Origin of the sequence: Amycolatopsis sp. CFH S0740 (assembly GCF_004522315.1) — a bacterium.
GTDB lineage: Bacteria > Actinomycetota > Actinomycetes > Mycobacteriales > Pseudonocardiaceae > Amycolatopsis > Amycolatopsis nivea.
The window spans coordinates 42942-63953 of record NZ_SDLS01000022.1; the positions used below are offsets into that span (position 1 = coordinate 42942).

General features: G+C 68.2%; 25 protein-coding genes. 4 read left to right on the plus strand and 21 right to left on the minus strand.

The genetic code is table 11. The features are described from left to right. Positions 1 to 4: 4 nt before the first annotated feature. The 6 genes from ehuD to EIZ45_RS30810 form a co-directional block, all read right to left on the minus strand. Entirely contained in the window at positions 5 to 661 is a 657-nt protein-coding gene (ehuD, locus tag EIZ45_RS30785; RefSeq protein WP_037815337.1) for an ectoine/hydroxyectoine ABC transporter permease subunit EhuD, read from the minus strand. Continuing rightward, positions 658 to 1362: an ectoine/hydroxyectoine ABC transporter permease subunit EhuC gene (gene ehuC / locus EIZ45_RS30790; RefSeq protein WP_037815339.1), complete on the minus strand. Its 705-nt coding sequence runs from the start codon at positions 1360 to 1362 to the stop codon at positions 658 to 660. The genes ehuD and ehuC overlap by 4 nt, the downstream gene beginning before the upstream one ends. A gap of 16 nt (positions 1363 to 1378) precedes the next feature. Then, positions 1379 to 2284: an ectoine/hydroxyectoine ABC transporter substrate-binding protein EhuB gene (gene ehuB / locus EIZ45_RS30795; protein WP_134667334.1), complete on the minus strand. Its 906-nt coding sequence runs from the start codon at positions 2282 to 2284 to the stop codon at positions 1379 to 1381. A gap of 363 nt (positions 2285 to 2647) precedes the next feature. Next, positions 2648 to 4672, minus strand: coding sequence for a protein meaA (locus EIZ45_RS30800; RefSeq protein WP_134667333.1), 2025 nt, complete (start codon positions 4670 to 4672; stop codon positions 2648 to 2650). 50 nt (positions 4673 to 4722) lie between these two features. Continuing rightward, entirely contained in the window at positions 4723 to 5040 is a 318-nt protein-coding gene (locus EIZ45_RS30805; RefSeq protein WP_240690830.1) for a DUF6191 domain-containing protein, read from the minus strand. A gap of 3 nt (positions 5041 to 5043) precedes the next feature. Further along, on the minus strand, positions 5044 to 5589 hold the full coding sequence (locus tag EIZ45_RS30810; protein ID WP_134667332.1) for a hypothetical protein: 546 nt from the start codon (positions 5587 to 5589) through the stop codon (positions 5044 to 5046). A gap of 112 nt (positions 5590 to 5701) precedes the next feature. On the opposite strand from EIZ45_RS30810, the gene EIZ45_RS30815 reads away from it, so the two are divergent. After that, on the plus strand, positions 5702 to 6331 hold the full coding sequence (locus EIZ45_RS30815) for a LysE family translocator (RefSeq protein WP_134667331.1): 630 nt from the start codon (positions 5702 to 5704) through the stop codon (positions 6329 to 6331). A gap of 42 nt (positions 6332 to 6373) precedes the next feature. Here the strand turns inward: EIZ45_RS30815 and EIZ45_RS30820 are convergent, their stop codons facing one another. From EIZ45_RS30820 to EIZ45_RS30830, 3 genes are read right to left on the minus strand one after another with little or no spacing between them, the layout of a single operon-like run. Next, a complete protein-coding gene (locus EIZ45_RS30820) occupies positions 6374 to 7564 on the minus strand; it encodes a S9 family peptidase (protein ID WP_134667330.1) in 1191 nt (396 codons plus the stop codon). Further along, positions 7561 to 8367 (minus strand): NmrA family NAD(P)-binding protein, encoded by an 807-nt coding sequence (locus tag EIZ45_RS30825; RefSeq protein ID WP_134667329.1) that lies wholly within the window; start codon positions 8365 to 8367, stop codon positions 7561 to 7563. Before EIZ45_RS30825 ends, EIZ45_RS30820 begins: the two co-directional genes overlap by 4 nt. Next, positions 8360 to 8755 carry a nuclear transport factor 2 family protein gene (locus EIZ45_RS30830; protein ID WP_037815350.1) on the minus strand — a complete coding sequence of 132 codons (396 nt, stop codon included), beginning with the start codon at positions 8753 to 8755 and terminating at the stop codon, positions 8360 to 8362. Before EIZ45_RS30830 ends, EIZ45_RS30825 begins: the two co-directional genes overlap by 8 nt. A gap of 94 nt (positions 8756 to 8849) precedes the next feature. Between EIZ45_RS30830 and EIZ45_RS30835 the strand changes: the two genes are divergently transcribed. Beyond that, positions 8850 to 9440, plus strand: a complete 591-nt coding sequence (locus EIZ45_RS30835) for a TetR/AcrR family transcriptional regulator (RefSeq protein WP_037815429.1) — start codon at positions 8850 to 8852, stop codon at positions 9438 to 9440. Positions 9441 to 9446: 6 nt separating this feature from the next. On the opposite strand, the gene EIZ45_RS30840 is transcribed toward EIZ45_RS30835, so the two are convergent. After that, the gene (locus tag EIZ45_RS30840) at positions 9447 to 9992 is read right to left on the minus strand and encodes a Uma2 family endonuclease (protein ID WP_134667328.1); all 546 of its coding nucleotides are present in this window, start codon (positions 9990 to 9992) and stop codon (positions 9447 to 9449) included. Next, entirely contained in the window at positions 9989 to 11263 is a 1275-nt protein-coding gene (gene murA / locus EIZ45_RS30845; RefSeq protein ID WP_043832113.1) for a UDP-N-acetylglucosamine 1-carboxyvinyltransferase, read from the minus strand. Before murA ends, EIZ45_RS30840 begins: the two co-directional genes overlap by 4 nt. Positions 11264 to 11324: 61 nt before the next feature. Between murA and EIZ45_RS30850 the strand changes: the two genes are divergently transcribed. Both EIZ45_RS30850 and EIZ45_RS30855 read left to right on the plus strand, forming a co-directional pair. Further along, a complete protein-coding gene (locus EIZ45_RS30850) occupies positions 11325 to 11891 on the plus strand; it encodes a cob(I)yrinic acid a,c-diamide adenosyltransferase (protein WP_037815354.1) in 567 nt (188 codons plus the stop codon). Beyond that, positions 11873 to 12913, plus strand: a complete 1041-nt coding sequence (locus EIZ45_RS30855) for an alpha/beta fold hydrolase (protein ID WP_134667327.1) — start codon at positions 11873 to 11875, stop codon at positions 12911 to 12913. Before EIZ45_RS30850 ends, EIZ45_RS30855 begins: the two co-directional genes overlap by 19 nt. Here the strand turns inward: EIZ45_RS30855 and EIZ45_RS46255 are convergent, their stop codons facing one another. From EIZ45_RS46255 to atpB, 10 genes are all read right to left on the minus strand, one after another. Further along, positions 12914 to 13084: a hypothetical protein gene (locus EIZ45_RS46255; RefSeq protein ID WP_167756599.1), complete on the minus strand. Its 171-nt coding sequence runs from the start codon at positions 13082 to 13084 to the stop codon at positions 12914 to 12916. It abuts the gene before it with no gap. Positions 13085 to 13167: 83 nt separating this feature from the next. After that, positions 13168 to 13602: a DUF2550 domain-containing protein gene (locus EIZ45_RS30860; protein ID WP_037815359.1), complete on the minus strand. Its 435-nt coding sequence runs from the start codon at positions 13600 to 13602 to the stop codon at positions 13168 to 13170. 27 nt (positions 13603 to 13629) lie between these two features. Beyond that, on the minus strand, positions 13630 to 13995 hold the full coding sequence (locus tag EIZ45_RS30865; protein WP_037815362.1) for a F0F1 ATP synthase subunit epsilon: 366 nt from the start codon (positions 13993 to 13995) through the stop codon (positions 13630 to 13632). 114 nt (positions 13996 to 14109) lie between these two features. Next, positions 14110 to 15537 (minus strand): F0F1 ATP synthase subunit beta, encoded by a 1428-nt coding sequence (gene atpD / locus EIZ45_RS30870; RefSeq protein WP_134667326.1) that lies wholly within the window; start codon positions 15535 to 15537, stop codon positions 14110 to 14112. Next, positions 15537 to 16475 (minus strand): F0F1 ATP synthase subunit gamma, encoded by a 939-nt coding sequence (locus tag EIZ45_RS30875; protein WP_134667325.1) that lies wholly within the window; start codon positions 16473 to 16475, stop codon positions 15537 to 15539. The genes atpD and EIZ45_RS30875 overlap by 1 nt, the downstream gene beginning before the upstream one ends. Positions 16476 to 16486: 11 nt before the next feature. Next, on the minus strand, positions 16487 to 18124 hold the full coding sequence (atpA, locus tag EIZ45_RS30880; protein ID WP_043832102.1) for a F0F1 ATP synthase subunit alpha: 1638 nt from the start codon (positions 18122 to 18124) through the stop codon (positions 16487 to 16489). Positions 18125 to 18178: 54 nt separating this feature from the next. Next, entirely contained in the window at positions 18179 to 19003 is an 825-nt protein-coding gene (locus EIZ45_RS30885) for a F0F1 ATP synthase subunit delta (protein ID WP_134667324.1), read from the minus strand. A gap of 6 nt (positions 19004 to 19009) precedes the next feature. After that, a complete protein-coding gene (locus tag EIZ45_RS30890) occupies positions 19010 to 19558 on the minus strand; it encodes a F0F1 ATP synthase subunit B (RefSeq protein ID WP_043832101.1) in 549 nt (182 codons plus the stop codon). A 28-nt stretch (positions 19559 to 19586) separates the two neighbouring features. Continuing rightward, positions 19587 to 19841: an ATP F0F1 synthase subunit C gene (locus EIZ45_RS30895; RefSeq protein WP_037815373.1), complete on the minus strand. Its 255-nt coding sequence runs from the start codon at positions 19839 to 19841 to the stop codon at positions 19587 to 19589. A gap of 58 nt (positions 19842 to 19899) precedes the next feature. Then, positions 19900 to 20685, minus strand: a complete 786-nt coding sequence (gene atpB, locus EIZ45_RS30900) for a F0F1 ATP synthase subunit A (RefSeq protein ID WP_043832099.1) — start codon at positions 20683 to 20685, stop codon at positions 19900 to 19902. Between the last annotated feature and the right edge of the window lie 327 nt (positions 20686 to 21012).

Here is a 21012-nt window from a genome sequence, read left to right on the forward strand (position 1 = left end):
CGGTTCATCTGCTGAGTCCAAAACGACGCTCCAGGAATCGCACGAGCAGGGACGCCGGGTAGCTCAGCACGAGGAAGAGCACGCCCGCCAAGGTGAGAGGTTCGACGTAGCGGAAATTCAGCGAGCCGACCTCGAACGCGGCGCCGGCGAGGTCGAGCACGCCGATCGCCAGCAGCAGCGGGGTTTCCTTGAACATCGAGATCGTGTAGTTGCCGAGGGCGGGCAGCACCCGAGGGATCGCCTGCGGCAGGATCACCCGCAGCCAGGTGCGCGCCTTCGGCAGGCTGAGCGCGACCGCGGCCTCCCACTGTCCTTTCGGGACAGCGTCGATCCCGGCGCGGTACACCTCGGACGTGTAAGTCGCGTAATGCAGCCCGAGTCCGAGCACGCCCGCAGTCAGCGGCGAGAGCGTCACCCCGAACTGCGGCAGCACGAAGAACAGGAAGAACAGCTGGACCAGCAATGGAGTGCTGCGCACGAACTCCACCACCAGCCAGGTCGCCCAGCTGACCGCGCGGATCCGCGACCGCCGGAGAATCGCGAAAACCAAACCCAGCACGTAGGCGAGCAGTGCGCCGAGAACGGTCGCCTCGAACGTCACCAGGAGCCCCTCCAGCACCGAAGGAAGCACCTTCCACAGATAAGCCCAGTCCCAGCTCATGTGCCCGCCCCGCTCAGCACTGCCCGCCGCCGGGCGGGTGCGCGGCCTACCCGCGCCGCTGTCCGCCGTTCCAGCAGTTTCATGCCGCTGCTGATCAGGATCGACAGGACCAGGTAGAACACCAGCACGATCGTCCAGATCAACGCGGCCTGCCCGGTGTAGCGCGTCACCAGGACCTGGCTCGCCTGATAGGTCATCTCGGGCACGGTGATGAAGGTGAGCAGCGCGGTGCCCTTGAGCAGTTGAATGAACAGGTTCGTGAACGGCGGCACCATGTCGACCAGCGCCTGTGGCAGGATCACCCGCCGCATCCGCTGCGCCGGCGTGAAGTTGAGCGCGACGCAGCCTTCCCGCTGCTCACGCGGCACCGCTTGCACCGCGCCGCGCACGATCTCCGCGCCATACGCACCGAAGTTCAAGCCGAGCACCGCGATGCCAGACCACAACGGCAGGATCTGGAAACCGGTGAGCACGGGCAGCGCGAAGTAGATCCAGAACAGCTGGACGACCTCCGAGGTCCCGCGCCACACCTCGACGTAGATCCGCGTGACCGCACGCAAAACGGCGAACCGCGACAGCATCGCCAGCCCGGCGAGGAACGACAGGACGGTGGCGACCAGGATGCCGCCGACCGTCGCCTCGACCGTCAGCAACAGTCCGTTCGCGACGGTGGAGACGAACAGTCCGAAGTGGTCGAACATCAGCCGTCCACCGCCGTCAGGAACCCGAGCAGAGCTGCTCGGTCGTGACGTCGGCGGGCGGCAGGTTGTCCTTGGTGAAGCCGAACGGCTTGACGATTTCCAGCCATTGGCCGTTCTGGTGCAGCTTCGCCAGTTCGGCGTTGAACGCGTTCACCAGATCGCTGTCGGTCTTGCGGAACACGAAACCGCCTGCCTGGATCTGTTTCTTGCCCTGCACCTGTGGCACGAATCCGCTCGTGACCTCTAGCGCGGCACCCGGATTCTGCTTGAGCAGCGCCTTCAGCGAGATGTCGGTGAGCGCGCCCGCGTACGCGCGATTCGCCTGCAATGCCTGCAGCATTTGCGGCTGGCCGTCGTAGGTCTGCAGCTGGCTGTCCGGGATCCCGGTCGCCTTCGCCACCTGCTGCTCGACCGTGCCGGACAGCACCGCGAGGTTCACGCCCTTCGCCTTGACGTCCTCGAAATTCAGGACTTGCTTCGGATTCCCTTTCGGCACCAGGAAAGCCGTGGGGGTCACGTAGTCGACCGCGGAGAACGCCGCCTGTTTGCACCGGTCCGGCAGGATCGCCATGCCCGCGGCGACCATGTCGTACTGGCCCGCCGCGAGCGCCGGGATGAGCTGTTTGAATTCGACCTGCGTCGCTTCGACCTTCGCGATGCCGATGTTCTTGAAGGCCGCCTTGGCGACCTCAGGCGATTCGCCGGTCACGTTGCCGCCGTCGGTGTAACCGTAGGGGATCTCGCCCGCGATGCCGACCTTGATGGAGCCCGCCTTCTTCGCCCGGTCGAGCGCTCCGCCGCCTTGCCCGCCCGCCTGCGGGGCTTGGGTGCACGCGGCGGCGAACGCGGTTCCGCCCAGCACCACCGCTCCGGACGCCGCCAGCCGGAAGAAGTCCCGTCGCTTCCATTCGTCGTGAACCATGTCGCGGCCCCTTCGCCCTGATCGGGTCACGAACCCGTGACCTGCGATTTCCGGTCACGGCCGGCCAGGGACCCCACCCCGCGAAGCTGGCGGCAGTGACGCCGACAAGGATCGAACGTAGGCACCCGCCGGGGCGCGGTCAAAGATTCTTTTGCGCCCGGTCGGTTCTGTTACCGATTAGAAACGCGCTTCCCGCCACATTTTCCGCGCGGACGGAAATTGATCATCGAGGATTCCGCCCGGACGCAGCGGCTCCCCGAGAATTCGATCATCCACAGTGGACAAAAATCGGCCGCAGGCCAAGATTGCGCCACTGTAACGGTAATCGATCACCGCGGGGTTTCACGCTGGAGAACCGAACGGCTACGCACCGCTCAATCCGTGCCGTTCGCGAATCAATTCCACGATACCGGCCATGATGTCGGTCAATTCGTAGTCCTTGGGCGTGAACACCCGCGCGATCCCGCGTTCGGTCAGCAGCGCGGCGTCGTCCGGCGGGATGATGCCCCCGACGATCACCGGGATGTCCCCGGCCCCGGCCGCGCGCAGGCCGTCGACCACCAGCGGCACGACCTCCAGATGCGACCCGGACAGCACCGACAGCCCGACGACGTGCACGCCCTCCTGCACCGCGGCCGCGACGATCTGGTCCGGGGTCAGCCGGATGCCCTGGTAGATCACCTCGAACCCGACGTCGCGGGCCCGCACCGCGACCTGCTCGGCACCGTTGGAGTGCCCGTCCAGCCCGGGTTTCCCGACGAGAATCCGCAGCCGCTCGCCGAGTTCGGTTTCGGTGCGACGCACCAGTTCCCGGACGCGCTCCAGTTCCGGATTCCCCTGCCCGGCCGCCGAGGCCGCGGAAACGCCCGTCGGCGCCCGGTATTCCCCGAACACCTCGCGCAGCGCGCCCGACCATTCCCCGGTCGTCACGCCCGCCCGCGCACAGTCCACAGTGGCCTCGAACAGATTGTCCGAAGTGGACGCTTTCGCCTTCAGCGCGGCGAGCGCGTTCGCCACCGCGGCGTTGTCCCGTTCCTCGCGCCACTTTTCCACCGCGGCGACCGCGGCCTTCTCCACCGCCGGGTCGATCGTCTCGATCGCTTTGGCCCCCTCCGCCTGCAACGGCGACGGCTCAGTGGTCTCGAACTTGTTGACCCCCACCAGAATTCGCTCGCCGTTTTCCATCCCCCGCCGGTACTCCGCGAGCGACGAAACCAGCTGCGACTTCATGTAACCGCTCTCGACGGCGGCCACCGCCCCGCCAAGGTCCTGCACCCGCGCGATCTCCTCGCGCGCGCCGGAAACGATCTCGTCGACCTTCGCCTGCACCACGTGCGAACCGTCGAAAATGTCCTCGTACTCCAGCAGATCCGTCTCGAACGCGAGCACCTGCTGCATCCGCAGCGCCCATTGCTGATCCCACGGCCGAGGCAGCCCCAGCGCCTCATTCCACGCAGGCAGCTGAATCGCCCGCGCCCGCGAACCCCGCGACAGCGACACGGCGAGCATCTCCAGCACGATCCGCTGGACGTTGTTCTCCGGCTGCGCCTCGGTGAGCCCGAGCGAGTTCACCTGCACGCCGTACCGCAGCCGCCGCGCCTTCGGGTTCTCGACGCCGTAGCGCTCGCGCGTCAGCTCGTCCCACAGCTGCGTGAACGCGCGCATCTTGCACATCTCTTCGACGAACCGGACGCCCGCGTTGACGAAGAACGAGATCCGCGCGACGACCTTCTCCATGTCGGCCTGGTCGACCTGACCGGAGTCGCGCACCGCGTCGAGCACGGCGATCGCGGTGCACAGCGCGTACGCGACCTCCTGCGTCGGCGTCGCGCCCGCTTCCTGCAGGTGGTAGCTGCAGATGTTGATCGGGTTCCACTTCGGCACGTGGTGCACGGTCCACGCGATCATGTCGGTGATCAGCCGGAGGCTCGGCCCAGGCGGGAAAATGTAGGTGCCGCGGGAGAGGTACTCCTTGATGATGTCGTTCTGCGTGGTGCCGGTGAGCTTGGCCAGCACCTCGTCGACGTCGCGGCCCTCGGCTTCGGCCTGCTCGCGCGCCACCGAGACGTACAGCGCGAGCAGCCACATCGCGGGCGCGTTGATGGTCATCGAGGTGTTCGCCTCGGCGAGCGGGATGCCGTCGAACAGCTGCCGCATGTCGCCGATGTGCGAAACCGGCACGCCGACCTTGCCGACCTCGCCGCGCGCGAGCACGTGGTCCGGGTCGTAGCCGGTCTGCGTCGGCAGGTCGAAGGCGACCGACAGCCCGGTCTGCCCCTTGGCGAGGTTCCGGCGGTACAGCTCGTTGGACGCGGCGGCGGACGAATGACCCGCGTAGGTGCGCATCACCCAGGGCCGGTCGCGCTCGTGGTCGGTGGGGTACGGCACGGTGCACCTCTCTTCGCCGAGACGACCGCCCGAGTGTACCCGCCGGTAACTTAATCGGCGGAGTGGATTCGGCCACTCCCGGGTGAAGCCCCGGGCCGGACGACCACTACCCCGCGGTCGAGGTCGACGGTACCCAGCGGAGGCGCTCCCTGCGCGTCCTCCTCAAGGGTCATCTCCACCGAATCCCGGTGCTCGAGCTCATTGCGCTTGGTGCCGTAGAGGAACGCGGTGACCTCGTCGAGGTACGTCGAGGACATTCGCGCCTTGAGCCGGGACGGTTTCTTCTTCCGCCGCAGCTCCCATCCGCCGACGATCAGCAGCACGATGGTGGCGACCGGCAGCGAGAGACCCAGCAAGGTCAGCAGCATGTTTCACCCAACGACCGGGGCGCGCGGAGCGTTCCGGGCGATCAGTTCGGCGACGTGCTCCGGCTCCTCGATCGCGATCAGTTCGGGCGTCATGGTCGTGAGCGACGACTGCGCCTGGAACTTCTGATCGCGCAACCGGACGCGCGACGGCCCCTTGAAGCTGACGGTGCCGGTCCCGTCGCCGTGGTCGCGCACCCGCGGCTCGTCCAGGTCGGGAAGCCACACCCAGCGGAACTCGATGCCGCCCGGACGGTCGGCGACGAAGACGAGCCTGCGATCGGTCACCAGGTATGTCAGCGCCCCGAGCAGCAGCTTTCGCTGCCGGTTCCGTTCGGCGGTCTGCGCGAGCGCCGCGCCGAAGAAGCCCGGCCACAGCGCAAGGACGGCGGGCTCCATGCCGAGCTTCACGGTGGCGAAAACGCCTAGCGCGGCAAGCGTGGCGAAGCCCACCGTCGCTGCGACGTACCCGTGAAAGTCCGCGTACCGACGCGGGTACCGCTGCGGCCGCCCGGACCAGAGCAGGTGCTCGCCTTCTGCCAGTGGAAACATGTCGCCCCCTCTTCCCCGAAGAGAGCACGCCGTCCGGTTCGCCCAGGTTGCCGAACCGGTGTGACGGAAATCCGCGAGACGTCGGCCGGTCCGGGATCTACCGTGGTCAGACGTGACGTGGAGCGGGTACGGCAGTTATCTGGTGATCGTGGTTCTCATCGTGCTCGCGCCGGGGCCGGACACGATGGTGATGCTGAAGAACGCCCTGTCCGGCGGCGCGCGCGGCGGCTTGCTGGCCACAGCGGGCATCTTCGCCGGCAACGCGGCGCAGGGCACGGCCGCGGCGCTCGGGCTCGGCGTCGTGATCGCCCGTTCGCAGCCGGTGTTCCTCACGCTCAAGTGGCTCGGTGCCGCCTACCTCCTGTACCTCGGCTTCCAAGCGCTGCGCGGTGCCTGGCGCGGCAACTACGACGCGGTCGCCGAAACCCAGCGCAAGCGCACCAGCGGCTTCAGGCGGTGGCGCGAAGGGTTCCTGTCCAATATCACGAACCCCAAGGTGCTGGTGCTGTACCTGTCGGTGCTGCCGCAGTTCCTCGACCCGGTGCGCACGACGACCTGGGACGCGCTGGTGCTCGCGTACACGGTCGCCGTGCTGGGCACGATCTGGCTCCTGGTGCTGCTGTTCTTCGTGCACCGCGTCCGCGCGTGGCTCAGCCGCCGCAAGGTCCGCCGCGCGCTGGACGGGGTGACCGGCACCGCGCTGGTCGGGTTCGGCGCGGCGCTGGCCCTCGAATCCTCGTGAGTGGCGATCACGGTTAGAACCGGGATCAACACTCACGAGAACTCACAGCACGTCGTCCAGCCAGTCGTAGATCCGGCCGCTCGCGAGCCGCATCGCGCCGACGTGGCAGTGTGCGTCCGCGCCCTCCTCCGCGGTGAAGTTCAGCAGCTTCTTCGGGCCGCTGATCCGGTCGTACAGCTGCTGCGGCTGCCCGGTGAAGAACAGGTCCTCCGACGCGTCGCAGATCAGCGCCGGGCACGTGATGCGCTCGGCAACGCCGTCGTAGAGGTTGTACTCGAGGTACTTCGCCAGGAACTCGCGATCGGTCGCGCCGCCCATCACGTACCGGCCGTGGCCCAGCGCCCAGCGAACGGTCGGGCTCTGCTCCTTCGCGCCGGCTAGAAAGGCGTCCAGTTCAGGGTCCTCCGGTGCGTTCGCGCGCCGGACGATCTCGTCGCGGTCCCACGGGAGTTGCTGCACGAAAGCCGCACCGGCGTCGAAGAGCCCGTCCACGGCGACGACGGCCGACAGCCGCGGTTCGAACGCGGCGGCGCGCGGCGCGAGCATCCCGCCGAGGCTCCAGCCGATCAGGGCGACCTTCTCCGGGATCACGCCGGGGAGCGCGAGGGCGTAGTCGAGCACCTGGCCGACGACGTGCTCCCAGTCCGGGCGGAACAACATCCCGTCGCGGTGGACGGCGCTCGGCTGGCCGGGACCGTCGAAGGTCAGCACGTGGTAGCCGCGTTCCTGGCCCGCGGTCGCGCCCATGAAGTGCAGATCCTCGGCGCTGCCGTCGAAACCGTTGTGCGCCACCAGAAGCGGCTTCGGGCCGTCGCCGGGAGCGCGGTAGAAGTAGCCGCGCAAGACGTGACCGTCGTAGGGGATTTCGATCCGTTCGACGTGATCGAGCGTCGCTATCGCGTTCTGGAAGCACTCGACGTTGCGCTCGTAGGCGTAGTTGATCCGTGGGTCTTCCGGGTTGCCGTGCAAGAAAAACTCGGCACGGCGGTAGTACGTCGAGGCCCGCAGGTACGCGTCGCGTGCGCTGACCGGGTGCATGGTCGCGGCCTCGGCGTAAAGCCGCTCGGCGGTGGCGAGCCACGCGTCGTGCCAGCTGTCGTAGTCACCGGATTTGATGTTCGACGCGATCGCGACGATCTCGCCGAAATCCGCGCCCCCGTATGCGATCTCGCCGAACGCGAGCAAGGTCTCGAACCAGAATTGCGGGTCGTCTTCGAACAGCAGCGGCTTCATCGGATCTCTTCCTTCGCGAAAGTGCGGAAATCACGGGCGGGTCGTCCGACGACCCGCTCGACGGTGTCGGTGACGCGGTCCTCGGCGCCGCCGCGAATCGCCTCGTCCAGCAAGGCGAGCATTTCGGCGTACGACTCGGGGAGCCCGTCGCGGACCAGGAATTGCTGGTACTGCGAGGTGGAAACCGGCTCGTGCACGACCGGATGGCCGAGCCGTTTCCCGACGATCTCGGCGGCCTCGGCGTAGCTGAGCGCGCGCGGGCCGGTGATGAGGTGATCGGTGTTGTGCGGTTCCGGGTCGAGCAGCGCGCGGACGGCGACCGCGGCGATGTCGCCGGCGTCGACGAACGCCACCCGGGCGTCACCGGTGGCTGTCACGATCCGGCCCGCGCGGGCGCTGTCGCCGACCAGGTGCCCGGCGGTGAAGTTCTGCATGAACCACGACGGCCGCAGCACCGCCCAGCCCGGCTGACGGCGAACGAGGCCGGGCAGCCTGCCCACTACCGGGGTGTGCTCGTCCACCGCGGACGAACTGAGCAACACCACCCGCGCGTCCGGCGCGTGCTTGAGGAACTCTTCGACGAGCGACTGCGGATCGGCTCCGACGGGGGCGATCAGGTAGACCGCCGAGACCCCGTCCAGCGCCGGGCCATACGTCGCGGGCTCGTCCCAGTCGAACCGGATCTGGCCGGGTTCGACGGGATTCCGGGTCGCCGCGCGCGGCCGCACCCCGGCGGCTTCGAGCCCGCGCACGACGCGGCTTCCGGTGGTGCCGGTGGCGCCGAGCACGAGGACGTCAGACACCCGGCACCCCGAGAACGTCGATCACCGCGAGCGGGCTGAAGTAGTCGCGGTACCGGTGGATCTGGCCGTCCCGGACGGTCAGCACCACGACGTAGCCGAGGCGGTACGGCTTCTGCGTGGCGACCGCGATGCCGGCCAGTTCGAACTCCGCGATCGAGACCTCCGGATCGGTCGTCTGGTGCACGGTCTTGGCGGCGACCTCGCGGATGTCGAACAGGTTCGGGTAGTTGCGCAGGTACTCGGCCAGTGCGGCGCGGCCTTCGACCCGCCCGGGCTCACCGGGCGCGGCGAACGGGAACTCGAGCACTGCGTCCTCGGCGAACAACTGCACGAATCCGGCCATGTCGTGCTGGACCAGCAGGTCGAGCGCGTGATCGATGAGCTGCATCGAACCCCCTCCTCAGGAATGGACGAGACGGTACCGTCTCATCCACAACGTACACGGGACGGTACCGTCCCGTCCACACGCTATGCTGATCGCCATGACGACCCGCCGGACGCCGACCGGAGCTGCCGTGCTGCAGCCCGACGTCACCTACGCCATCACCGAAGCCGTGATCGACGAACTGGCCGACCACGGTTTCGGCAGGCTGTCGATGGAAGCGGTCGCGAAACGCGCGGGCGTCGGGAAGAGCGCGCTGTACCGGCGCTGGCCGTCGAAAGACGAAATGATCGGCGCGGTCATCGCGGAATTCAGCGTGGCGCGCGCGGTGGACCCGGACACCGGCAGCCTGCGCGGCGATATCCGGGCCTCGCTGGAAGCGCTCTGCGAATGGATCACGCATCCGCGGTTTTCGCGGATCTTCCCCGGGCTGATCGCGGAAGCCCGCCGGAACCCGGCCATGGCCGAATTCGCCCGCCTGACGATCGGCGGCCCTCGGCGGGCGGTCAACCGGGCGGTGTTCACGAGAGCGATCGAGCGCGGGGAGATCCCGGCGGACACGGATATCGAACTGGCGCTGGATATGGGCGCCGGAATCGTTTACTGGCGGCTGATCGTGCGCGGGGTTCCGGCGGAGGAGGGGTATTTGGACCAGGTGACGGATTTGGTGGTGCGGGCGTTGAGCGCGTAACCGGCTTTACAGCAGGGTTTTCAGTTCCAGCGACACTTCGACCGGAGTGGCGACCTGGAAAGTGCCCTGGTGCGCGCCGGTCGGGACGTACGAGCGGGTGGTCGCGTCGAGTCGGTAGCAGAAGACGGTAAGCCCGCCGACCTCGTCGGTGGTGTTCTCGACCCGCCAGAACTGCGGAATCCCGGCGGCCGCGTACTCAGCGGGTTTGTCGATCTGATCGACAGTGATCGATCCTGGCGACATCACCTCGACAACGAGGCGGCAGTGCTCCGGGCGCAGCACTGCGTCGGTGGGCAGATCTGCGTCGTAGACGACCAAGTCCGGACGCCGGTTCAGCAACGGGACATCGCGCAGCCGGAGGTCGACGTCGAACTCGACGGCGAGATCGCTGCCGCAGGCCGATTCGAGTTCGTAAGACAGCCTCCGAATGATTCTCTGATGCCTTCGCGACCGCATCGGCCGAGCACGGATTACCCCGTCGACGACCTCGACGTCGCGGCAGCTTTCTTCGTCCCGCTCCGCGTAGTCGCCTGCGGAGCACCCGTCGCTCAAGCCCGCTCCGGCTCCCCCGTCACCCGCTCGATCCGGGCGCCCAGCCGGTTCAGGTTCTCCACGAAATGCGGGTACCCGCGGTCGATGTGGAACACGTCCCACACCTCGGTCACGCCGTCCGCGCACAGTCCGGCCAGCACCAGACCGGCCCCGGCGCGGATGTCCGACGCCCACACCGGCGCGCTCGACAGCTTCTCCACGCCCCGGACCACCGCGTGGTGGCCGTCCGTGCGGGCGTCGCCGGACAGCCGGATCATCTCTTCGATGAACCGGAACCGGGCCTCGTACACGTTCTCGGTGATCATCGACGTGCCCTCGGACACCGCCGACAGCGCGACCGCGAACGGCTGCAGGTCGGTGGCGAAACCGGGGTACGGCAGCGTCACCCAGTCGACCGCCTTCGGGCGTTCCGGCTGGACGACGCGGAAGCCCTTGTCGTCGTAGGTGGTCACCTCCGCGCCGGCCAGGCGCAGTTTGTCCAGGACCAGGTCGAGGTGGTGCGGGTTCACGCCGCGCACGGTCAGGTCGCCGCGGGTCATCGCGGCGGCGAACGCCCAGGTCGCGCCGACGATGCGGTCGCCGATCACGCGGTGTTCGGTCGGGTGCAGCGCCTCGACGCCGTGGACGGTGAGCGTCGAGGTGCCCGCGCCCTCGATCTTCGCGCCCATCTCGGTCAGCATCGTGCAGATGTCGGCGATTTCCGGCTCGCGGGCGGCGTTGTCGATCACCGTCGTGCCCTCGGCCAGCACGGCCGCCATCAGGATGTTCTCGGTCGCGCCGACGCTCGGGAAGTCCAGCCAGATCTGGGTGCCCACCAGCGTCTCGGCCTTCGCGACGACGCAACCGTGCTCGATGGTGCTCGTCGCGCCGAGCTTGCGCAGCCCGTTCTGGTGCATGTCGAGGGGACGCTGGCCGATCGCGTCGCCGCCGGGCAGCGCGACGACCGCCTGCTTCAGCCTGCCGACCAGCGGGCCCAGCACGCACACCGAGGCGCGCAGCTTGCCCATCGCCGCCGAATCGGCGCGGTGCGACAGCTCCGCGGGCGTCGTGATGCGCGCCGTGTCGCCCTCGATCTCCACCTCGCAGCCGACGCTGCGCAGGACGTCGCCCATCAGCGGGACGTCCAGGATCTGCGGGCAGTTCGTGATGGTCGTGGTGCCTTCGGCCAGCAGTGCCGCGGCCATCAGTTTCAGCACGCTGTTCTTCGCGCCGACCACGTCGACCTCGCCGACCAGCCGGGCTCCGCCATGCACGTCGAAGTGCTCGCTCATGGCCGCCAATCATGCCCTCTCGCCCAGTTTTGCCCGAACCCGGGCCGGTAGAGTCGAACGTATGGTGGTTCGTATCAACCGGGTCTACACGAAGGTCGGCGACAGCGGCACGACCGCGCTCGGCGACGGTTCCCGGGTGCCCAAGACTTCGGCCCGGCTGTCCGCCTACGCCGACACCGACGAGGCCAATTCCGTGCTCGGCCTGGCGATCGCGCTCGGCGGGCTCACCGACGAGATCGCCGCCGTGCTGCGCCGGATCCAGAACGACCTCTTCGACGTCGGCGCGGACCTGTGCCTGCCGATCCAGGAAGACCCGCCGTACGAGCCGCTGCGCATCACCGAGGCGTACCTGGAGCGGCTCGAAGGCTGGTGCGACGAGTTCAACGAGCGGCTGCCGAAGCTCACGTCGTTCATCCTCCCGGGCGGCACCCCGGGCGCGGCGTTCCTGCACCAGGCGCGCACGGTCTCCCGCCGCGCGGAACGGTCCGCGTGGGCGCTGATGGAGGCCGAGCCGGACACGTCCAACCCGATCGCGGCCAAGTACCTGAACCGGCTCTCGGACCTGCTGTTCATCCTCGCCCGCCTGGCCAACCCCGAAGGCGACGTGCTGTGGCAGCCGGGCGGCTGATCGCGGCAGGCGCCTCCGTCCTGGCGACGGCAGGCCTCGCCGCGGGCGGCTGGGCCGTACGCAACCGCAAGACGTACGACTGGGCGCTTGCCCGCACCCGGCGAGCCGGATTCACCGAACACGACGTGGTGGTCAACGGCTCAAAACTGCACTACGCCCAAGGCCCGGCGGGCGACAAACCGCCGCTGCTGCTGATCCACGGCCAGGCCGTCGACTGGCAGAGCTACGCGCGCGTGCTGCCGGACCTGGCGCGGGACTTCACGGTCTACGCGGTCGACGTCCACGGGCACGGCCAGTCCGCGCGGACGCCGGAGAAGTACACGGCGACCGCCGTCGGCACCGATCTGGTGCGGTTCGTCGAGGAGGTCATCGGCACGCGGGTCGTCGTGTCCGGGCATTCGTCGGGCGGCCAATTGGCGGCCTGGCTCGCCGGGAACCGGCCGGACCTGGTGAGGGCAGTCGTGCTGGAGGACCCCCCGCTGTTCACCACCCTGCTGCCGCGGGCGGAGAAGACCTGGAACTGGGTCGACCTCGCCACGGCCTGCCACACGTACCTGCAGTCCGGCGAATCCGACTGGGGCGCCTACCTCTTCGCGCACCAGAAACTGTGGGACTTCTTCGGCGACGGCGCGGAACGCATCATCCGCTCCGGGCTCAAGCGGCGGAAGAAGCATCCGGAGCGGCCTATCACGGTGTTCTTCATGCCGCCGAGCTGGAACGACATGCAGCGCGCGATCGAGCACTACGACCCGCGGTTCGGGGACGCGTTCTACACCGGCGCCTGGGACGAGGGCTTCGACCACGAGGCGACGCTGCGCAAGATCGAAGCGCCGACGGTCCTGATCCACGCGAACTGGAAGTACGGCGAGGACGGCGTCCTTCAGGGCGCGATCGACGCGGAGGACGCGCAGCGGATCGCCTCGTTGATCGGCAACGTCGAGGTCGTGCGGGTGGACAGCGGACACAACGTGCACGGCGAGAAGCCAGCACGGTTCGCGGGAATCGTCCGCTCCGTGCTCTGACTACCGGGCCCAGTTAGCTTCCTGAGCAGCCCAGTAGCGCTCGTAATCGACGTCCCACGTCGAATCGCGGCCCGGCTCGACAGCCTGGGCCACCGTCAGCTCCTCGAGCCGCACCGGCTTAGGCAGGGTCTGCCACCGGCGCGCGCGGTCTTCCCGTTCTCGGGCGTCCATGTTCCCAGCGTAGCGCCGGTCAACCCGCTGCACGAGAAGCAAACGGCCCGCCATCGTGGAGACACGATGGCGGGCCGGCAAACTCACGAAGCCCGCGGCAGCCTTCGACCAGGCGGGGCCGATTCGAGCCACGACAGGAACCCGGTCAGCGCGCCCGGTCCCATCGCGATCTCGATCGCTTCCTGGTCCGAGGATTCGCACCGCAGCACCGTCGAGCCCTCAGGCACCGCGTACGCCTCCGAACCCGACGGGTCCCGCCGGTCGGCGATCTGCATGCTTTCCCGCTGGAACACGCGGTCCGGGCCGGTGCGCAGGCTCCACACGCGGTACCAGACGAACTTCTCGCCCTCGTACCGGCCGAGGCCGAGATGCCAGCTCGACCGCGGGCTGTCCGGACGCCACCGCAGCGCCACGCTGACGCCGCCGCCGCGGCGCATCCGGATCCACCGCTGGCCGTACCAGCCGACCACGACGACGAGCACGATCAGGAGCACTAGCACCACCACAGCGATCTGCACGGCCCGGCTCCTGCCCGTCTAGTCCGCTCAGACCGATTGTCCAGCCGCGCGGAGCTGGGCCGAGGCCCTCGTCCGCTCGGCCTCGTCGCCGGTGCTGAGGGCTGCCTTCGCGGCGGCCACGTCGATTTCGTCGGACAGTTCCGCGCTCTCCGCGAGCACGCTCACCCCGGTCGCGGTCACGGACAGGAACCCGCCGTGCACCGCCGCGGTCAGCACGTCGCCGTCCGTCGTGGTCACCTTCACCACGCCACCCTCGACGAGCTGGCCCAGCACCGGCTCGTGTCCGGGCATGATGCCGATCTCGCCCTCGGTGGTCTGCGCCACCACGAAGGCGGCGGTACCCGACCAGAGCCGGCGCTCGACGGCAACCAGCTCCACGGACATCTCAGCCACGTAGCACTCCTTCGCTCGGGGTGTCACCACCGAGTGTAATAGGTCTTGCTTCGGTTACGAGAACGGCGGGGGCCGATGTCCACAATGGACAGTGCCCCCGCCGGTCTCACGCACTCACTTGCCGGTGATCTCGTGGTACTTCTTCTCGAGGTCCTCGAGCCCGCCGATGCCCAGGAACGCCTGCTCCGGGTAGTGGTCGAAGTCGCCCTTGGTGATGCGGTCGAACGACTCGATCGTCTCGGCCAGCGGCACCGTGGAGCCCGGGATCTGCGTGAAGGCCTCGGCCACCAGCATGTTCTGGGACAGGAACCGCTCGATCCGGCGCGCCCGCTGCACGGTCAGCTTGTCCTCTTCGGAAAGCTCGTCCATGCCGAGGATCGCGATGATGTCCTGCAGCTCCTTGTACTTCTGCAGGATCCGGATGACCTCGGAGGCGACGCGGTAGTGGTCCTCGCCGACGATCGCCGGGTCGAGGATCGTCGACGTCGACGCCAGCGGGTCCACCGCCGGGAAGATGCCCTTCTGGAACACCGACCGGGAAAGCTCGGTGGTGGCGTCCAGGTGGGCGAACGTCGTCGCCGGGGCCGGGTCGGTGTAGTCGTCCGCGGGCACGTAGATCGCCTGCATCGAGGTGATCGAACGGCCTCGGGTCGAGGTGATCCGCTCCTGCAGCTGGCCCATCTCGTCCGCCAGCGTCGGCTGGTAGCCCACGGCCGAAGGCATGCGGCCCAGCAGGGTCGACACCTCGGAACCGGCCTGGGTGAACCGGAAGATGTTGTCGATGAACAGCAGCACGTCCTGGTTCTGGACGTCGCGGAAGTACTCCGCCATGGTCAGCGCGGACAGCGCGACGCGCATACGCGTGCCCGGCGGCTCGTCCATCTGGCCGAACACGAGGGCGGTGTCGTTGATGACGCCGTCCTCGGACATCTCCAGGAAGAGGTCGTTGCCCTCACGGGTGCGCTCGCCGACGCCGGCGAACACCGACGTACCGCCGAAGTTCCGGGCGACACGGGTGATCATTTCCTTGATCAGCACCGTCTTGCCCACGCCCGCGCCGCCGAACAGGCCGATCTTGCCGCCCTGCACGTACGGGGTCAGCAGGTCGACGACCTTCAGGCCGGTCTCCAGCATCTCCGTCTTGCCCTCGAGCTGGTCGAAGGGCGGCGGGTTGCGGTGGATGCCCCAGCGCTCGAGGTCCTCGCCGTAGCCGGGCTCGTCGAGGCACTCGCCGAGCGCGTTGTAGACATGGCCCTTGACCTTGTCGCCCACCGGGACGGTGATCGGGCCGCCGGTGTCGGTGACCTCCGCGCCGCGGACGAGGCCGTCCTGCGGCTGCAGCGAAATCGTGCGCACGAGGTTGTCGCCGAGGTGCGCGGCCACCTCGAGGGTCACCGTCTTGCGCAGCTGCTCGAACTCGATGTCGACCTTGAGCGCGTTGAACTGCTCGGGAACGGAACCGCGCGGGAACTCGACGTCGACGACCGGCCCGGTCACCGAGACGATGCGCCCCTTGGCGCGCGGGGCTTCAGTACTGGTCATCAGTCATCACTTCCTGCTGCGGTGAGCGCGTTCGCGCCACCGACGATTTCGGAGATCTCCTGGGTGATCTGCGCCTGCCGGGCCTGGTTCGCCTCCCGCGTCAGCGTGTTCACCAGTTCGTTCGCGTTGTCCGACGCGGCCTTCATCGCTGTGCGGCGGGCGGCCAGTTCGGACGCCGCGGACTCGAGCAGCGCGGAGTACAGCCGGGTGTTGATGTACTTCGGCAGCAGCGCGGAGAGCAGCTTGTCGGCGCTGGGCTCGAACTCGTAGCTCGGCAGCAGACCGGCAGGCTTCTCGTCCTCGCCGTCGGAGTACTCGACTTCCAGCGGCGCGACGCGCTTGGCGACCGGGCGCTGCGTCAGCATCGACACGAACTCGGTGTAGACGACGTGGATCTCGTCCACGCCCGTGATGCCGTCCGCGTTGCCGGAGGCGTCGTCGACACCCGCGTTGAAGGACTGCACCAGCGTCTCGGCCGCCGCGACCGCGTCCGGGTAGGCAGGCTGGTCGGAGAAGCCCGTCCAGCTGCCCGCCACCTTGCGGTTGCGGAACCGGTAGTAGTTCAGGCCCTTGCTGCCGGTGGTGTAGACGTCGACCTCCTTGCCTTCCTTCTTCAGGAGGGCAAGCAGCTCTTCGGTCGCCTTCAGCACATTGGAGTTGTAACCGCCGCACTGGCCCTTGTCACTGGTGACGACCAGGACGGCGGCGCGCTTCGGGTTCGGGCGCTCGACCAGGAGCGGGTGGTCGAGGTTGGCCGCCGCGCCGGCCAGCGCCGAGAGCACCTTGGTGATCTCGTCCGCGTACGGCCGGGAAGCGGCGACCTTCGCGCGCGCCTTGGTGATGCGCGCGGTGGCGATGAGTTCCATCGCCTTGGTGATCTTGCCGATCGACTTCGTCGCCTTGATGCGCGAGCGAAGCTCCCGGAGTTGTGCGGCCATGGGCTACCAGCTCACTTCTTCGGGGCGGGCTTGTTGACCTTGACGGTCTCCTGCCCGACCTTCTCGGCGGCCATCGCGTCGGCGTTCGACTCGAGCGGCTTGCCCTCGGAGGTGGTGAACTCCTTCTTGAACTCGTTCACCGCCGCGATCAGCGCGTCGCGGGTGTCGTCCTCGAACTTGCCGGTGTCGCGGATCGCGCCCAGCACCTCGGCGTGCTTGCGCTTCGCCGAGTCGAGGAACTCGAGGTTGAAGCGGCGCACGTCCTCGGTCGGGACCGAGTCGAAGTAGCCGTTCGTGCCCAGGTACACCGTGGCGACCTGCTCCTCGACCGGGACCGGCGAGTACTGCGGCTGCTTGAGCACCTCGTACAGCCGGGCGCCGCGCTCCAGCTGCGCCTTCGACGCGTCGTCCAGGTCCGAGGCGAAGGCGGCGAACGCCTCCAGCTCGCGGTACTGGGACAGGTCGATGCGCAGCGAGCCCGCGACGTTCTTCATCGCCTTGACCTGCGCGGCGCCACCCACGCGGGACACCGAGATGCCCACGTCGATGGCCGGGCGCTGACCGGCGTTGAAGAGGTCCGACTGGAAGAAGCACTGGCCGTCGGTGATCGAGATGACGTTCGTCGGGATGTAGGCCGACACGTCGTTGGCCTTGGTCTCGATGATCGGCAGCCCGGTCAGCGAGCCCGCGCCCAGCTCGTCCGAGAGCTTCGCGCACCGCTCGAGGAGACGGGAGTGCAAGTAGAAGACGTCGCCGGGGAACGCCTCGCGGCCCGGCGGGCGGCGCAGCAGCAGCGAGATCGCGCGGTAGGCGTCGGCCTGCTTGGTCAGGTCGTCGAACACGATCAGGACGTGCTTGCCCTCGTACATCCAGTGCTGGCCGATGGCCGAGCCGGTGTAGGGGGCGATCCACTTGAAGCCCGCCGAGTCCGAGGCCGGGGCCGCGACGATGGTGGTGTACTCCATCGCGCCCGCGTCCTCGAGCGCCGACTTCACCGAGGCGATCGTGGAGCCCTTCTGGCCGACCGCGACGTAGATGCAGCGAACCTGCTTCTTCGGGTCGCCGGTCTCCCAGTTGGCCTTCTGGTTGATGATCGTGTCCACCGCGACCGCGGTCTTGCCGGTCTTGCGGTCGCCGATGATCAGCTGGCGCTGGCCGCGGCCGATCGGGGTCATCGCGTCGATCGCGGTGATGCCCGTCTGCAGCGGCTCGGACACCGGCTGGCGCTCGACCACCGAGGCGGCCTTGAGCTCCAGCGCGCGGCGGCCGGTGGTCTCGATCTCGCCGAGGCCGTCGATGGCCTGGCCGAGCGGGTTGACGACCCGGCCGAGGTAGCCGTCGCCGACCGGCACCGAGAGGACCTGGCCGGTCCGCTTGACCTGCTGGCCTTCTTCGATGCTCTCGAAGTCGCCGAGGATCGCCGCGCCGATGGAGCGCGCGTCCAGGTTCAGCGCCACGCCAAGGACGCCGCCCGGGAACTCGAGCAGCTCGTTGGCCATGGCCGAGGGCAGCCCTTCGACGTGGGCGATGCCGTCACCGGCGTCGGCGACGACGCCGACCTCTTCCCGCTCCACCGAAGGGGCGTAACTCGAGACGTAATTCTCGATCGCGTGGGCGATCTCGTCCGAGGAGATCGTCAGCTCCGCCATTTCGTTCCCGCTCTCGCTTCTGTTCTGTCCAGTGTGCAAAGTCTGTTGTGCCGCTCAGGCCCGGCTCAGCGTGCGGCGCACCGCCGCCAGCTGCCCGGAGGTGCTGCCGTCGATGACCTCGTCCCCGACGCGGACGACGAGTCCGCCGCCGAGTGCCGGGTCGATCTCGACGTGCAGCGCGATCGGCCGCCCGTAGATGCCGTCGAGCTTGGTCCCGAGAAGGGCCCGCTGCTCGTCGGTGAGCGCGTTCGCCGAGGTCACGTACGCGACCGAGCGCTCGCGCCGCTCGGCGGCCAGCGCGACCAGCTTGTCGAGCCCGTTGCCGATGCCGCGCCCCTTGGCGCGTTGCACGGCCTGCTCGACCAGGGTCTCGACGACCGCGTCGACCTTGCCCGCGAACAGCCCGCGGACCAGGGTCCGCTTCGCGTCGGCGGGAGCGCTCAGGTCGGACAGCGCCGCCTCGAGTTCCGGGGCGCCCGCGACGATCCGCGCGACCTGGAACAGCTGAGACTCGACGGTTTCGATGTTCCCGGCCTTTTCGGCGGCGGTGAGCAGCGCCGAACGACCGATCGATTCGAGCCCGTCCACCAGCTCGCGGGGACTGGACCAGCGGCTGCCCGCCACGGTGTCGAGCACCTTCAGGGCCTGCTCGCTCAGCTTTCCGTCGAACAGGCGGCGGACCAGGCCCTGGCGGCTCTCCGGAGCGACCGAAGAATCGCCGACCGCGCGGCGCAGGCCGATTTCGCGGTCAAGGAGGTCGACGACCGAGAGCAGCTCGTCCCCGACCTTCGCGGGATCGGCGCCCGCTCCGGCCAGCACCTCGCCGAGCGAGCGCTCGGCGAGGTCGAGCGCTTCACGGCTCGCAGCATGCAGCGTCATCTCTGGTTACTTCCCCGCTCCGTTAGTGGCACCGGCGGTGTCCAGCTCCGCGAGGAACCGGTCGACGGTGCCGCGACGGCGCGCCTCGTCCTCGAGCGACTCGCCGACGATCCGGCCGGCCAGCTCGACCGCGTTGCGGCCCATTTCGGCCCGCAGCTCGGCGACGATCTGCGCCTTCTGCGCCTGCAGCTGGGCGTGGCCCTGCGCCACGATCCGCTGGGATTCGGCCTCGGCCTGCTCCCGCAGCTCCGCCTTGATCTGCTCGGCTTCGAGCCGGGCGTCGTCGCGGATCTTCGCGGCTTCGGAACGGGCGTCCGCCAGCTGCGCCTTGTACTCCGACAGCGCCTTCTCGGCCTCTGCCTGAGCCTTCTCGGCCTTCTCGATCCCGCCTTCGATCTTCTGCGCCCGTTCCTCGTACGCCTTCTCGAAACGAGGGACGACGTACTTCTTGAGGATGAACAGCAGGATCAGGAAGGCGACGATGCCGAGGATCAGCTCCGAGATGTCCGGAACGATCGGGCTTTCTGATGCGAGCACCATTTCGGTCTTCAGCACAACGTCTCCTTACGCGAGAGCGAACGACTCAGGCGGAGGCGATGAAGTAGATGACGATACCGATCAGGGCCAGCACCTCGGTGAGCACGAAGGTGGCGTAACCGATGCCCTGGAGCTTGCTCTGGGCCTCCGGCTGGCGCGCGGTGCCGTTGATCACCGCGGCGAAGATCAGGCCCACGCCGATGCCGGGGCCGATCGCGCCCAGGCCGTAGCCGATCGCGGCGAGGCCCTTGTTGATGCTGACGGCTTCGGCGGCCTGCTGGGCCAGAACGATGTTGCTCACGTGCGTTTCCCTTCACTTCGGTCCGCGCACTCACGCGGATCGGGGTCTGTGTGTGTTCTCAGTGCTCCGACGCCAGCGCGGCGCCGATGTACCCCGCGGACAGCAGGGCGAAGATGTACGCCTGAAGCACCTGGATGAAGGCCTCCAGGAACGTCAGGCCGATGGCGACGACCCACGCCACCAGCGACGCCGGCTTCAGCACGATGCTTGAGGTCTCGGTCAGCAGGAAGGTGCCGCCGAGGGTGAAGACCGCCAGGATCAGGTGACCCGCGAACATGGCGGAAAAAACACGGATGGCGAGCGTGAGCGGGTTGAGGAAGAACTTTTCCGCGAACTCGATCACCGCGAACAGCGGAAGCACCGGACCGGGGACCCCGGCGGGCGCGAGCTCCTTCTTGAAGTACCGGCCGAGGCCGTGCTTCTTGATCCCGGCGTAGTGGTACATCGGGTAGACCACGAGCACCGACAACGCGATCGGGAACCCGAACCGCGCCATGGTGGGGAACTGCAGGAACGGGATGACCCCGTAGAGGTTGTTCAGCAGGATGAAGGTGAACAACGCGAAGATGACCGGCACGAAGCGCTGGAAGTCTTTCGAGCCGATCTGCTCGCGGGCGATGTTGTTGCGCGCGAAGTCGTAGATGCCCTCGGCCACGAACTGGCCTTTGGTCGGAACGACCTTCAGCTTGCGCGTCGCCAGCAGGAAGTACCCCGCGATGATGATCACCGAGAGCACCACCAGGAGCATCGGCTTCGTGACGAAGCCGAACAACGGCGGCAGCTCAAAGCTTTCGGCGCCAGGGGGTACGAAGGTCGCACCCTCGGTCAGTACCAGCGCGGCCACTGGGCTCCTCCCGGTTCTCCCGGCCGGCGTTCACTCCGCCGGGGGAATCGTCACGATCTGGACTTAACGTACCCGATACGCATCGGGACGCCGGAGGCGGCGGTACCCACCGTGCGCGGAGCCAAACACCGGTCTGCGCTCGAGGGATGTCTCGCGTGAACACTGCCCTGCGGTCTACTTCGGACCAGCCGGTGAGAGAGGCGGAACCATCCGGTCGCCACACTGCTGATCGCGGTTCGTCGTCGGGAGTGCGCGGCCGAGGCCGCCACCCATGACGCGGACCATACCAGCAGGTCAATCACTGCCGTACAGGCGTACTCCTTACCA